Source organism: Kribbella sp. NBC_00482, assembly GCF_036013725.1.
Lineage (GTDB): Bacteria > Actinomycetota > Actinomycetes > Propionibacteriales > Kribbellaceae > Kribbella.
In genome coordinates, this window is the sequence record NZ_CP107881.1 from 4,610,690 (window position 1) to 4,624,211 (window position 13,522).

General features: G+C 68.7%; 15 protein-coding genes. 3 read left to right on the forward strand and 12 right to left on the reverse strand.

The window, feature by feature from the left end; all coding sequences use genetic code 11:
- Position 1: 1 nt before the first annotated feature.
- On the reverse strand, positions 2-442 hold the full coding sequence (locus OHB24_RS22670) for a GNAT family N-acetyltransferase (protein ID WP_327632806.1): 441 nt from the start codon (positions 440-442) through the stop codon (positions 2-4).
- A gap of 72 nt (positions 443-514) precedes the next feature.
- Between OHB24_RS22670 and OHB24_RS22675 the strand changes: the two genes are divergently transcribed.
- Positions 515-1,153 carry a hypothetical protein gene (locus OHB24_RS22675; protein ID WP_327632807.1) on the forward strand — a complete coding sequence of 213 codons (639 nt, stop codon included), beginning with the start codon at positions 515-517 and terminating at the stop codon, positions 1,151-1,153.
- Positions 1,154-1,204: 51 nt separating this feature from the next.
- Here the strand turns inward: OHB24_RS22675 and OHB24_RS22680 are convergent, their stop codons facing one another.
- From OHB24_RS22680 to OHB24_RS22710, 7 genes are all read right to left on the reverse strand, one after another.
- Positions 1,205-2,689: an HNH endonuclease signature motif containing protein gene (locus OHB24_RS22680; protein WP_327632808.1), complete on the reverse strand. Its 1,485-nt coding sequence runs from the start codon at positions 2,687-2,689 to the stop codon at positions 1,205-1,207.
- Positions 2,690-2,831: 142 nt separating this feature from the next.
- The gene (locus tag OHB24_RS22685; RefSeq protein ID WP_327632809.1) at positions 2,832-3,542 is read right to left on the reverse strand and encodes a 2OG-Fe(II) oxygenase; all 711 of its coding nucleotides are present in this window, start codon (positions 3,540-3,542) and stop codon (positions 2,832-2,834) included.
- 2 nt (positions 3,543-3,544) lie between these two features.
- Entirely contained in the window at positions 3,545-5,095 is a 1,551-nt protein-coding gene (locus OHB24_RS22690; RefSeq protein WP_327632810.1) for a hypothetical protein, read from the reverse strand.
- On the reverse strand, positions 5,092-5,913 hold the full coding sequence (locus OHB24_RS22695) for a Gfo/Idh/MocA family protein (protein WP_327632811.1): 822 nt from the start codon (positions 5,911-5,913) through the stop codon (positions 5,092-5,094). Before OHB24_RS22695 ends, OHB24_RS22690 begins: the two co-directional genes overlap by 4 nt.
- A gap of 3 nt (positions 5,914-5,916) precedes the next feature.
- Positions 5,917-6,930 (reverse strand): Gfo/Idh/MocA family protein, encoded by a 1,014-nt coding sequence (locus OHB24_RS22700; protein ID WP_327632812.1) that lies wholly within the window; start codon positions 6,928-6,930, stop codon positions 5,917-5,919.
- An 11-nt stretch (positions 6,931-6,941) separates the two neighbouring features.
- On the reverse strand, positions 6,942-7,904 hold the full coding sequence (locus OHB24_RS22705; protein ID WP_327632813.1) for a Gfo/Idh/MocA family protein: 963 nt from the start codon (positions 7,902-7,904) through the stop codon (positions 6,942-6,944).
- A 40-nt stretch (positions 7,905-7,944) separates the two neighbouring features.
- Positions 7,945-8,958: a LacI family DNA-binding transcriptional regulator gene (locus OHB24_RS22710; RefSeq protein WP_327632814.1), complete on the reverse strand. Its 1,014-nt coding sequence runs from the start codon at positions 8,956-8,958 to the stop codon at positions 7,945-7,947.
- A 155-nt stretch (positions 8,959-9,113) separates the two neighbouring features.
- Between OHB24_RS22710 and OHB24_RS22715 the strand changes: the two genes are divergently transcribed.
- Positions 9,114-9,839, forward strand: coding sequence for a hypothetical protein (locus OHB24_RS22715; protein ID WP_327632815.1), 726 nt, complete (start codon positions 9,114-9,116; stop codon positions 9,837-9,839).
- Here OHB24_RS22715 and OHB24_RS22720 read toward each other — a convergent pair.
- From OHB24_RS22720 to OHB24_RS22730, 3 genes are read right to left on the reverse strand one after another with little or no spacing between them, the layout of a single operon-like run.
- Positions 9,836-10,720 carry an alpha/beta hydrolase gene (locus OHB24_RS22720; RefSeq protein WP_327632816.1) on the reverse strand — a complete coding sequence of 295 codons (885 nt, stop codon included), beginning with the start codon at positions 10,718-10,720 and terminating at the stop codon, positions 9,836-9,838. The genes OHB24_RS22715 and OHB24_RS22720 overlap by 4 nt on opposite strands.
- Positions 10,717-11,244, reverse strand: a complete 528-nt coding sequence (locus OHB24_RS22725; protein ID WP_327632817.1) for a DinB family protein — start codon at positions 11,242-11,244, stop codon at positions 10,717-10,719. Before OHB24_RS22725 ends, OHB24_RS22720 begins: the two co-directional genes overlap by 4 nt.
- A gap of 53 nt (positions 11,245-11,297) precedes the next feature.
- Positions 11,298-11,816, reverse strand: coding sequence for a CGNR zinc finger domain-containing protein (locus OHB24_RS22730; RefSeq protein WP_327632818.1), 519 nt, complete (start codon positions 11,814-11,816; stop codon positions 11,298-11,300).
- 55 nt (positions 11,817-11,871) lie between these two features.
- Here OHB24_RS22730 and OHB24_RS22735 point away from each other — a divergent pair, with 55 nt between their 5' ends.
- Positions 11,872-12,789, forward strand: coding sequence for a 2-dehydropantoate 2-reductase (locus OHB24_RS22735; RefSeq protein ID WP_327632819.1), 918 nt, complete (start codon positions 11,872-11,874; stop codon positions 12,787-12,789).
- Here the strand turns inward: OHB24_RS22735 and OHB24_RS22740 are convergent, their stop codons facing one another.
- On the reverse strand, positions 12,790-13,485 hold the full coding sequence (locus tag OHB24_RS22740) for a TetR/AcrR family transcriptional regulator (protein WP_327632820.1): 696 nt from the start codon (positions 13,483-13,485) through the stop codon (positions 12,790-12,792).
- Positions 13,486-13,522 lie beyond the last annotated feature (37 nt).

Here is a 13,522-nt window from a genome sequence, read left to right on the forward strand (position 1 = left end):
GTCACTCGCCCAACCGTAGTTCGATGAACGGAATCGTGTCGCCGGGCAGCAGGTAGGTCTCCACCTCGACGAATCCCTGCGCCTTCGCGAACCGTACGCCGTCCTCGTTGGTGCTGAGGATGTGCGTCTCGATGCCATCGCCCAGCTCTCGCCCGCGGCGCAAGCAGTGCTCGTAGATCGCCGTACCGAATCCACGACGCCGGTACGCCGGGAGCACGCGAGCGATCACCACCGCGGCCGAGGTCTCCTCGGACGGCGGCCGGACCGTGGAGCATCCGACCAGCACATCACCGTCGTACGCCACCTCGAGCACGTTCCGCGTCCGGCGGTCGCGGATCTCGTCGACCGACAGCGGCGCCGTCGGGATGATCTCGTTGTGCATCCGCTGCCAGTCCAGCAACGTCTGGTCGTCCGCCACCGGCACGATCCGAAGCTCAGTCATTGCGCCAGCCAACAGCCGGGCGCGGCCAGCGGTCAAACGGATTCGGTCCGGGGGAGTAGTAGCGTCCGTGTCGTGCGGATTCTCTTCGTGGGTAACAGCTTCACCTCGCGGAACAACCTCCCGGGGCTGATCAAGGGCCTGGCCGGGGCGCGCGGCATCGAGGTTGAGCACAAGCTGATCTCGGCCGGTGGCGCGTCGCTGCGGCAGCACCTCAACGCGGGCAAGGCGCTCGACGAGATCGCGAGCGGCGGGTTCGACACCGTCGTGCTGCAGGAGCAGAGCACGCTGCCGATCAAGAGTCCGGACCGCTTCCGGGAGAGCGCCCGCGACTTCGACCAGGCGATCACCGCGGCTGGTGCGAGTACCGCGTTCTACCTGACTTGGGCCCGCCGGAACGCACCTGAGACGCAGCAGGCGCTGACCGCGGCGTACGGCGGCGCGGCGGTGGAGCTCGGTGCGACGCTGGTACCAGTCGGGATGGTCTGGGAGCGATTCCTCAGCCAGCACGACGAGCCCGCGCTGCACGACGCGGACAACAGCCACCCGGCGCTCGCGGGCAGCTACCTCGCGGCCTGCGTGTTCCTCATCGCCTTACTGAACGAGGACCCGGTCGGAACCGACGTACCGGTGAAGGGCCTAGCGGCAGACACCGCCGCCCGGCTCCGGCAAGCAGCCTGGGACATCTGCTCCGACCTGGCCGCAGCCGAGTAACCCGCCACGACCTCCGTGGCGGGTTACACGATCACACGCTCCCAGATCGACTCAGCCCGGCGCCGCACGCCGCCGCGCATCGTCCGGACCAGAATCCGCCGGACCAGAATCGGGTGGATCAGAACCGCCGCGATCAGGCGGAGACGTGCGGTAGCGCCGTCCCGTAGGGCTGGACCAAGTCGTCGTGCCATCGGGATTGGCTGCGACGACCCATCCACCTTCATGCTTGAGACGGTGATGATGCCGGCACAGGCAATGGAGGTTGTCCGTCGTGGTACGGCCGCCTTCAGCGAACGCGACGCGATGGTCGACGTCCGCGAACTCGGCGGGCTGGTTGCACCCGGGGAACTGACAGGTTCGATCACGCTGGCGGACGAAGCGATCAGTAGCCGCATCCGGCGTGTACCTGTCCGGCTTCCCGGTGGGTGGCTCGTCGCTGAGCCGAAGGCCGAGCCGGGATCGGTCGGCGCCCCCGACGAGAGCCCGAGTCAGGGTGCGTGTGAGGTGCTTGCGCAAGGATTCCTGAGGAATCGGCCCATAATGTTCCGCCGTCCCGCCGGTGCTGTTCTCGCCGTTGATCAGGGCGCGGATCTCAGCGCCGGTCGCGTGGATGACTACGGTGGCATCTGCGCCAACGGTCGAGTCGTCGCGTAGCTCAGCGTCCGCGTTGTCGACTGATTCCGCCGGCCGTCGAGTGTCAGTACGTGGCAGAAGGCGAGCCAGGGCAATGTCGGCGCGCAGCTGGTCCATCGACCGGGGGTCGCCGTGCCGACGCCGGTACGCCGCCGCGCGCGTGAGGCTGTTCATCACCGCGCCGGCGTCCAAAGCGTCCTGGGTGTGGATCAGCTCAGCCGTGCCGTCACTGTTCGGAAAGATCCGCACCGACCGCTCATTCATCGCCCGCGCATGTGACCTGCTCTGCGCGTCCGGCGACCGTCGAGCAGCCTCCCGCTGCGCCTCCTGCTTGATCTTCTGCAACGGATGCTTCCCGGCCCACTCCAGCAACGCCGTCTCAGCCGCCCGCCGCGCGTCCGGATCCTCCAGCACCGACAACTCCCGCACGATCGCGAAAGCGGCCCGCTCGGTCAACTGCCCCTCCTCCAGCGCCCGCAACGTCGCCGGAAAATTGTGCACCAACTCGCACGACGTATGAATCCGCGCCATCGCAGCACCCTTGTGCATCTGCCACACCAACGCGAGCTCATCAGCGGTCGACCGGAGATCGCCGGCCACCCAACGACGTTCGCCCGGTTCCGCAGCCCGATCTCCAGGCTCGGGGTAGCGGTGCCCGAGATCAGCTGACACCCCGTGCAACGAGGCCTCGTACCCGGCGGTCGCCTCTGCCTTCATCGCCGCCAGCCGCGCCTCCAACCGGCCGATCGCCTCCTGCCGATCCAGCCACCCGGAGTCGCTCAGCCCCGACGTGTCCTGAAACGCCACCGCCTCGAACAACCCAGCGCCGTGATCAGGGTCATCCGGTACGTCGTACCGCCCGAGCAACCCGAACCGCGCAGCAATCTCCGCGTCCCGTCGCAACCGATCCCGGAAAACCGCTAAGCCATCCTCCGGAACAACCGACAAGCGCGCACGCCCAGCAGACACCTCACTCGAGTCGACCGGACACTCACCCATGTATTCGATCATACGTTCGAATATGACTCGAAACCAAATCGAGCGCTCATTTCGCGTCGTGGAAGACCAGTCCGAGGGTGTGGCGCTGTCCTGAGCGGATTGTGGACACGCCATGCCGCACCGGAGCGGCCGACCAACCACGTGCTGATTTCACCGGACGGTCGCGGGTCGTGAACACCAACCCGTGCCCCTGCGGGATCAGCGTCGACGTACCCCGCGACTGAGCCCGCGGCCGCTGCTCGACCAGCAGGAACTCGCCGCCCGTGTGATCGACGCCTGGGTCGTTCAGATTGATCACGACCTGAAGCGGGAACACCTTGTCGCCATAGAGGTCACGGTGCAAGGCGTTCCAGTCGCCCGCGCCGTACCGCAGCAGAATCGGCGTCGGCCGCGCTTGTCCAGCCCGATGACATATGTCGAGCCACTCGTCGAGCGTGTCCGGCCACTCCGCCTCCCGCCCGAGCTTCGAATACCACTCCCGCGCGATCGGCAGCAGCCGCGGATACAGTGCCTGCCGCAACGCCTCCACAGCCTCCGGGAACGGCCGATCGAAGTACCGGTACTGCCCCTCGCCGAACCGATGCCGCGCCATGTCGATCGTCGCCCGGTACCGCTGTACGTCGTCGTACATCCCAGCGATGGGCGCCGCCTCGGCCGGTGTCAGCAGCTGCGGCAGCAGCGCACAACCGAGATCATCAACCGAAGCGGCTACAGCGTCCCAGTCGGCTCCGGCCACGCGTCGTTCGTACTTGTTCATGCCTATGGAACGGCACGGCTCCCAGGTATGTGAGGGAGCACCAGCAAGCTGCCGTAGTGATGCATGGCGATCCCCGCAAACGCGGCAGAGGTCTCGGCCGCATACACCTTGTCCAGCTCGGACTCCATGTAGACGCGACCCTCCTCGTAGAACGTCACCGTCTCCGGATCGCCCGTTCCCGACAGGTCCTTGCTCTCCACCCCGATGACCACAGACTGCGGAGCGCCGTACGCGATCTCATGCGAGGCCCGCGCGATGATTCCGCTAGCAGTGTCGGTGTAGTCCATCAGCGAAACGTAGTCGGTCAGATCCTGCACATGGTCGCTCAGCGGTGCAGTCTTCCCGTGCCACGTGATCGCCGTACAGCAGTCCGAGCTGTCGAACCAGAACGGGATCGCCGGCCCGACGAGCAACTGCTGCCCGGATGCGTCCCGCAACTGCATGAACTCCTGCAGCAGATCGAGCCACACCGTCGGCAACGTCGTACCGGGCTCTTTCCACTGCGGCAGCAGATAGGGCTCGATGTCCACGTTCACCCCGTCGAACCGCGCATCAGCCGGTACGGCGAGGTTGTAGTCGAGCACCTTGGTGAACTCACTGACCGCGATGTGCTGGTACTGCGGCAACGCCCCAAGGTACGGCGGCACAGTCCCGCCCGCGATCACGGCTTGCACGTGGTACCCACGTCCACGCGCCCACCGAACGAAGGCCGCGACCTGGCTCCGCGAGTCCCGCAACATATCCCGACCCTGGTACGCCGCGACGCCCAAGTACAACGTCCGCACCGGATCCGATCCGTACGTCGTGGTGTCGTCCATGAACCGACCGAGCTTGTCCCGCGCCGCCCGATCGAAGACCGCCGGGTACGAGTCCTGTTCCCACACCCACATCGCCCGGTCCTGCGAGTACCGCTGCTGCACCGGCGGCACCGCACCGCCAACCGCGACGTACGTGCTCGCAGACAAACCGACCTGTCCCGTCACGTCGACCGCACGCGCCTCGATCCCGGCGAACCCCTTCGCAGCAACCAAAAGCACCCGATACCCACCAGCGACCCGGACAGCAGGCCGCCACGCACCGCCGTTGACCCGCGCCTCGACCCGCCGCACCGGGCGACGCGACGAAACCGCGATCGTCGTCTCGAACCGTGCCCCCTCAACCGCCGCACCCAGAGCCGGCGAGGTGATCGTGACCGTCGGCTTCGCCGCTCGCGGGTTGTGCACGTTCACCGAGACGAAGGCCGACCACTGGTTGTACAGCGTCTGCAGGTTCTTCCCGTACGCCGCGAGCCCAACCGTCCCGTCCAGGTCGCGGAGATCGACCGTCGCACTCCACGTCCCGGTCGCCGCATCCATCGCCACCGGCACGACTCGTCGCGCATCGACGACCAACTGAATCCCCGACACCTGCTCATAGTGCCCGCGAACCGTCACCGAACCTGCGCTGTCGGCAGGCGCCTCGATAGTGATCGTCGGCGCACCCACCTCAGCAGCCGCCGGCGTCACCGACCCGGCAACCAGCAACAACGCCAGCAGCCCAACGAGGCGCCTCACACTTGTTCCAGCACCGTGATCGGGGCGAGCATCGTCGCGTCGTCAAGGGGCCGCTCACCGGACTCGAGCATCCCGAGGAAGACCTTCAGCCCCGGTACGACGTACTCCGAGTCGAGCTGTACGTCGCGACTCACCAGCCCCGTCCGCCCGACGAGCTCGGCATGGAACGGCACCCGCCCGGCGTCCGTCGGCTTCACCAACTGCAACGTCACCAGCACCCCGCCGCACAGGTAGCGCACGACGACAGTGGACCCGACGCGCTCGACCTTCACCGGACCAGGCTCGCCAGGAGCCAACCGCTGCGCCAGATCAGCCGCGTGGATCCCGTAGAAGAAGATCCCGCTGTACTCACTGTCCGGATCAGCCGGCCCAGTCACCGTCACCGCCTGCAGCTCACCCACCGAGGCCGCAGCGAGGGCATCCGCGTCCGCGACCCATCGCACGGCGGAGTACGACGTCACCGGCGCGCCACCGCGCCGCGACGCCTCCAGGATCGCCCGCGCATCCGCCGTACTCGCGGCCAACGGCTTGTCCACCCACACCGGAACGCCTGCTTCCAGAAACGGTACGGCGTGCTCGCGGTGCAACGCGCCGTCCCGATTAGTGGCGATCAGCGCGTCCACGTTGCCGAGCAACTCGGCCGAGGTCGGCACGAGTTCGGTGATGCCACCGGTCGTGGCGAGCTTCCGGTTGCGTTCGTCGTCCGCGCCGACGAGCGCCACGATGCGGGCGGTGTCAGCGACAGGATCGACGTTCAGGTGCCGGACGATCTCGTCCGCATGGCTGTTCTCGGTACCAACCAGAGCGACGCGCAGCATGGGTCAGTCCTCTTTCACTGAGACCGGATGTCCTGAACGGGCAGACTCGTAGACCGCGAGCACTGTCGCCAACGACCGCCGCCCCGCCTCCAGCGTCACCGCCGGCGGGCGGCCCTCGCGGACAGCGGCGATGAAGTCGCGGTACTGCGAGAGATGCGCGAGCTCGACCGGCCCCCACCCGTCCGGCCCAGCCAGCACAGGCGCCTCAGGTTCTGAGGAGTCCGCCGAGGCGAAGTACGCGAGCTCATCGTCGTCGAGGACCGCCGTCCCCTGATCGCCGTGGATCGTCAGCCGCACCGGACGGCCCGGGTACGCCGCCGTACTGGCGAGCATCAGCCCGATCGCCCCGCTCTCGAAGACGATCGATGCACCGGCGAGATCCTCGACCTCGATCCCTTCGTGGGCGAGCCGACCGGTCTGCGCGCTCACCTGGACCGGCCGACCGAGCATCCAGACCAGCAGGTCGAGCGCGTGGATGCCCTGGTTCATCAGGGCGCCGCCGCCGTCGATCGCGAGGGTGCCGCGCCAGTCGTCGCCGTCGTAGTACGACTGCGGCCGGAAGAACGCCGACTCCGCGATCCCGGACGTCACGCGCCCGAGCGCGCCGCTGTCGATCGCGGTCCGGATCTGCGCGACCGGCGGCTGGAAGCGGCGCTGGCTGATCACCGACACGGTCAGCCCGGTCTCCCGCTGCGCCTCGATCAACCGGTCGGCGGCGGCCAGCGTGATGTCGACCGGCTTCTCGACGATCACGTGCTTGCCGGCCCGCAGCGCCTCGACGGCGACCTCGGCGTGCAGCGCGCTCGGCAGGCAGATCCCGACGGCGTCGATCTCCTCCGCGGCGTACGCCTCGGCCGCCGTCGCATAGGCCTGACCGCCGTACTGGTCGATGAGTTTGCCGGCGCGGTCGAGATTGTTGTCGACGACAGCGGCCAGCACAGCCTCGTCGCCGAGGGCTTCGATGAGGCGAGCGTGCACGGCGCCGATCGCGCCGGCACCGATGAGGGCGAAACGCATAGGACCTCTCTTCAGTCGGTCGTCCAGGAGATGGGTACGCCGCCGTTCTCGGCGGACCGTTGCGCGAGGAGTGCGAGCCGCGTGGCCAGCAGGCCGCGCTCGGTGGTGATATCCGGTTCGTTGCCCGCAGCAAGCGCCTGCAGGACGAGTTCAGCCGGGCGGTGACCGGCAGGCAGGGGTACGTCGTGGGGCGCCAGGTCGGTCGTGGTGAGAGCGAGGCGGTTGCGCGCCCAGAGCAGTTCGGCGGTGCCTCCGGTGCCGACGAGTTTCATCCGGTAGTCACCGTGCACGGGCGAGCCGGCCGGGTTCATCCAGTCCACGCCGGCGGTGATGACCGCACCGGGTCCGCTCAGCGTCGCGACGCCGTACGAGCTGTCGACGATCGAGCCGCTCACGGTCCCGCTGGTCAGGCCGGTGAAGAGCAGTGCGGCGTCGATGTCGTGGACGGCGAGGTCGTTGAGGAGTCCGCCGTACCGCGCGCGCTCGAAGAACCACGCGGGCCGCGTCGGTCGGTTGAGTTTGTGCGGGCCGGACGACGTGACGCCGTGGATCGTGCCGAGTTGTTCCGCGATGCCCAGGGCGGCGAGTGTGACGGGGTAGTACCGCTTCTCCAGCAGGAGGGTCACGTGGCGGCCGGTGCGGTCCGCAGCCTCGGCGATCGCGTCGAGGTCCTCGAGCGTCGTGCACAGCGGCTTGTCGGCGATCACGTGGCAGCCCGCGTTCAGGGCGTCGACCACGACCTGACCGCGGTCGCCGTAGATCCCGGCGACCATGACCACGTCGGGCTCGAGCTCGCGCAGCATCTGCCGGTGGTCGGTGAACACCTTGGCGTCGTACGGCGCGGCCCACCGCTCGGCGGTCTCGCGGGACGGATCAGCCACCGCGACCAGCTCGTATTCGGCGACCTGATCGACCTCCGCGGTCGCATAGGCCACGTGCGGATGGGCGGCGCCGGCGATGGCGATACGCGTCATGATCGTGATTCCAGCATGCAACCGGTTGCACGTCAACGCATCAGGGCGTCGACTTCGGTGCCGCCGCGGTCGTCGCACGCGTCACCAGATGGGTCGCGATCGTGACGCACTCGGTGTTCGGCTCGGTGGCCTCCAGCAGGTTGACGAGCAGCTTCGCGGCCGCCGTACCTGCCGTTGCGGCACCCGCCGAGACGCTGGTCAGCGCCGGCGTGGTCATCGCGGCGAGGGTGTCGTCGCAGCCGACCAGGCTGAAGTCCGCCGGCACCGAGATGCCGCGCACCTCGAGCCCGGCCAGCACGCCCTGCGACACCACGTCGTCGAACGCGATCGCCGCGGTCGCTCCCGATCGGACGACCGCCGACACCGAGTCCCGCCCGGCCGCGTAGGTCGGCCGCCCGACCTCGACGATCTCCACAGTCAGGCCCGCCTTCGTCGACGTCTGGCTCAGGGCCTCCCGCCGCTGCTGGTCCGACCACGAGTCGCGCGGCCCGGCCAGGTACGCGAGCCGCTGGTGGCCGAGCTTCTTCAGCAGCAGCACGGCCTCGGTCATCCCGCCCGACGAGTCGATCAGCACCCGCGGGATCCCGTCCAGATCCCGGTTGACCAGGACGACGGGACGCGTCGCCGCCAACTCGCGGATCAGCGCCTCGGACAGTCGCGGCGAGGCGAGCACGAACCCCTCGACCTGCGGTGCCAGCCGCGCGATCAGCTTGGCCTCGCGCTCCGCGGATTCGTCGGAGTCCCCGAGGAACACCGCGAGGTCGGCGGTCTCCGCGGCCAGTTGCAGGCTGCGCACCAGCGGCGGGAAGAACGGGTTCGCGATATCCGGTACCACGACCGCGATGTTGCCGAACCGTCCCGTCGACAGCGCCCGCGCCGCCTGGTTGCCGACGTACCCGAGCCCGGCCGCGACCGCGCGGACGTGCTCGACGGTCTCCTGGCTGAGCAGCTGCGGCCGGGTGAAGGCGCGCGACACCGTCGACCGCGAAACCCGGGCGGCGGCCGCGACGTCGCCGATGGTGACCCCCGGCGCCCGGCCGGCACGTGATGCCATGCCCCCACCATAGGGCTCCGTGCAACCGGTTGCACACCCGTGGCCGGCATAGTTCAGGTCGTCACACCGTCTTCAATGTGGCGGCGGACCGAGTAACACTGGGTGTCAGGGGGAGCCAGTCGACTCCGGTTGGAGGACCGGGCGATGGGCACTAGGTGAGCATGGTGGACGTCGGGCTGCGGTATCTGCGAATCTGGCGGGCAGCAGTGGGACTGCTGGCCACTCTCGGTGTGATCACTTCGCTGGTGTTCGTGTCACCCGCGACCAACCTGGCGGTCTTCTTTGTCGCTGCCTTCACCGCCGGAGCTGTCTGTCTCAGCGTCGGTCTCGGTCGCGATCTGCCGACCTCGGACCTGCTCAACATGATTCCCCGCGGAGCGGTGCTCGGCGGACTGTGCGTACTCTCGATCTGCGGGTACGCCGCCGCGATCGGAGCCCGCACCGTGACGCTGCTCCTGCTGATCGTCGGTGTGTCCCCTCCGGTCGTCGGCTGGATGCGCTCGGGCCGCGCCGACCGGCCGGCGCGGACACTGCCCCGCCGGTCGATCAGGTTGCCCAAGGCATCGAACCGTCAGTTGAACGCGGTCCAGGCCGAAGCTGACCCGGCCGCGGACTGGCCGATGCCGAAGTACCTGGTCGCCGTGGTGCGGAGCGTCGGCGAGCTGACTGACGAGGAGCTGTGCCTGGCCTGGCGACGAAGCTTCAGCCAACTCCAGCGCGCGATGGGACCCGACCGGAGACAGGCGATGGCCGATGTACGCCGTGCCTACCTCGACGAACTCGAACGCCGCCACCCCGACTCGTTCGCCGGCTGGCTGGCGTCGAACCCGCGCGCCGCCGGCAACCCCGCCCGCTTCTTCACTTACCGGGCCGACCACTAGGAAAACTGGGAAAACGCAGCACGGAGATCCGCTGCGATGAGTTCGACCGCGTGGCGGCCCGCGGACAGTGCGCCCGGAAAGTTCAGGAACGCGTGCATCGTGTCCGCGTACTCGATCAGTCGCGTCGGTACGCCGTCCTGCTCCAGGCGACCCGCGTACGCCAGTGCGTCGTCGCGCAACGAGTCCCGCCCGGCCGCCAGCATCAACGTCGGCGGAAGCCCCGCGAGCGAGTCGGCCCGCAGCGGTACGGCGGTCGCCGGTACGTCGTCCGCGGGGAAGTACCAGTCGTGCCACTCGACGTCCGGGTGCAGGTCCAGCGTCGGGTAGCACAGGATCTGACGGTCGGGGAGCGGACCACCTTCGTCGCGAGCGAGCAGACCTGCCCCGGCAGCCAGTGCCGCGCCCGCACTCTGTCCACCCACCGCGACCTCGGCGCCGAGGTTCTCGCGGATCCATTGCAACGTGTCGTGAACGTCCAGAAGCCCTGCAGGAAAAGGATTCTCCGGCGCGAGCCGATAGTTGAGGGAGACGACAGTAACGTTGCCGCTGGCAGCGATCCCGGAGGTCGCGTACTCGATGTCCCGCAGATGCCCGCCGATGAAAGAACCGCCGTGCAGCCAGAGCAGAACCGGCCGAGGCCCCGGCGACATGCGGTAGATCCGTGCGTCGAGGGACCGCCCCGGCAGGTCGATCACGACGTCCTCGATCCCCGGCCGCGGATCACGCTCACCCGCCAGCGCCGGATCCGGTAGATCCTCCCGATCCAGCAGCAGCGCCTGATACGGATCGAGTTCGGGATAGCCGGGCTGGTCGGCGAGGAGCTTCAGCAGCGCATCGGTTTCGGTCCCGTACTCCGGGCTGTCGACGAGTTCGGGCGTCATGCGCTCACCGGCTGCAGGTGACGTGCCGCGTGCGCGAACAGGATCCCGTCGGGCGTCGTCGAGACGTACTCCGCCAGCGCCCCGATCCCTCCGTCGAACCCGGCGCCCGTCGACGGGTCCGCCCAGGTCTCCTCGTCGTACCGCGAGATCTCGTCGACGAGTGCGTCGCCGACGCTGTCGAACCGGTGCAGCACCAGTTCGGCTGGAATCCGTCGGCCCGCCTCGACGCCGCCGAGGTTGAGCGCGCGCCCGATCTCGGCGGTCTCCCACCGCAGATCGAGACTCCAGTGCAGGCGTCCCGCCCGGGCGTCCCGCAGTACGGCGAGCGTGATCTCGTCCCACATCAGCACGTGCGCGACCAGGTCGTGCAACGAGTCGCAGAAGTCCCCGAGCGGCCCCGCGGCCACGTCGTACGGCGCCCGCAGTTCGTCCTCGCTCAATCCCTCGATCCGGCTCAGCAACAGGTCCTGGTCCCGCCGGATCATCCCGGCCGCCTGCGCCGGTGTTGTAGTCGGTGTACGCATGCGGACAATCAACCAGCCCGCCCGCCGCTACCCCGGCCGATTGCGCGAACCCCTCAATCCACCGCTCGGTACGTCGCCATCTTCGCGCGCGCCCCACACGTGTTCATCGAGCACCACCGCCGCCGCCCGGCACGACTCGCGTCAACGAACAGCAGCGAGCACTCATCCGACGCACACGTCCGGATCCGATCGCCGAGCGGACCGCTGAGCAACTCGACCGCGTCCCGAGCCAAACCACTGAGCAGACCGAGCACATCAACCGCCGCACTCTCCGCACGAAGCTCCGAGGTCAGCCGAGGACCGGCCAACGGACGGCTGCTCCACCGATTGACCACCTTGAGGTCCGCGGCCTCCGTCGTCCCGGTGAAGAGCCGGTACAGCGCCTCCCGCAACTCAACAGCCTGCCGATACGCACGCCCCGGAACCGCCGGCTCGTCGTGAGCGAGCCCGGCTTCCCGGAACCACCGACCGAGATCCGCAGGCTCCGGGATCCGCTCGAACGGCACCTGCTGCCGCTTGCCGAGCGTCGCGGTGAAGTCGACCGACGGTCGGCCGCCGACCCAAGTGAACATCTGCGTAGTCTATCATCGCTGTTACCAGTTGAACCGGTAACCAAAGGAGCGGCTAGTGAGGATCGGGATCGTCGGCGCGGGCGGTGTGGGTGGGTACTTCGGCGCGCGCCTGGCCGCCGCCGGGCAGGACGTGGCGTTCGTGGCGCGAGGCAAGCACCTGGAGGCGCTGAACGCCGACGGGCTCGTGGTGCGGAGCCCGGCAGGTGACTTGCAGTTGCCGGTGCAGGCCACCAGCACACCGGCCGAGATCGGCCCGGTGGACTACGCACTGATCTGCGTGAAGACCTGGCAGCTGCCCGAGGCAATTGAGACGATCCAGCCGCTGGTGGGTCCGGACACGGCGATCGTCACTGTGCAGAACGGAGTCGAAGCGCCCGACCAGGTCGCCGAGGTCTACGGCCGGGCCGCCGTACTGCCCGGCGCTGCGGAGGTGATCGCGTACGTCGAGAGTCCCGGCGTCATCCGGCACCTAGGAAACGGGAAGCTCAACTTCGGCGAATGGAACAACGCGACCACGCCGCGGACCGGTCTGCTGCGCGAGGCGTTCATCGCGGCGGGCCTCCAGGCGACCGTTCCGGACGACATCTGGGCGGCGCTGTGGACGAAGTTCCTGTCAGTCGTGCCGGGTGGCGGTCTCGGTACGGCGACGGGCGCCGGGTACGGCGTACTCCGCACCCATCCTGCTACCCGTCGGCTGCTGACCGAGGCCATCACCGAGATCCGCGACATCGCACTGGCGCGAGGCATCCGGCTTGCCGAGGACGTCGTACCGCGGACGGTCGCCTGGATCGATCAGCTTCCGGCCGACGGGACCACCTCGCTGCAGCGCGACCTGATCGCCGGTCGTCCGTCGGAGCTCGACGCCTGGACCGGCGCCGTCGTCCGGCTCGGCGCCGAATCGGGCGTCCCGACACCGGTCAACACGTTCCTGTTCGAGCTGGCCGGCGCCCGAGCGCTGACCGCCGGCAACTGACTACTCCAACCCGAGGTCGGTGAGGACGTCGATCACCGGCCGGTTCGGCGGCGCCGCGGCGACCAGGCCGCGGATGCAGCCGGTCATCACCATCCGGAAATACGGCTCGGAGGTGATCATCGGGAGTTCCTGATGCGCCGCGTTCAACACCTCGTCCGCGGCGAGGAGTGCGTACACCTTCTCGAGTTCGCGCTGGTGCGGACCTTCGAAGTACGGGCGATGCCGCTCCTCGGCCGCGGTCAGGTTGATCGCGAGTGACGCGACGGTGCCCGACATCAGCACCGCACCGGCCGGGCTGTAACCGCGCCGGCCGAGCGCCTCGACAGCCTCCCGCTGCAGCCGCACGCCGGCCTCACCACGCGGGAACAGCCCCTGCAGGTACGCCGCGAGCCCCGGGTGCTCGAGCACGAACGTGTGCAGCTGCCGCGCGAACGACAACAGATGCGCCTCGACGTCCTCCTCCGGGTCGTCGACGATGTGCAGCTCCCGCAGTACCGCCTCACCGACCAGCGCCTCGAGCCCGAGCTTGCCGTCGACGTGCCGGTACAGCGCGGTCGGGGTGACGCCGAGCGCGGTCGCGACCCCGTTCACGGTCAAGTTGGTCAGGCCGAGTCGCAGGCCCTCCCGCTCAATGTCCGCGATGGTGATCTGCGCCTGGCGTCCGCCGGTCTTCCGGCGGGGCGGATTCGCTGTCACGACCCTCCTCCCTGGGGACTGACCCCAAAGTTATGCT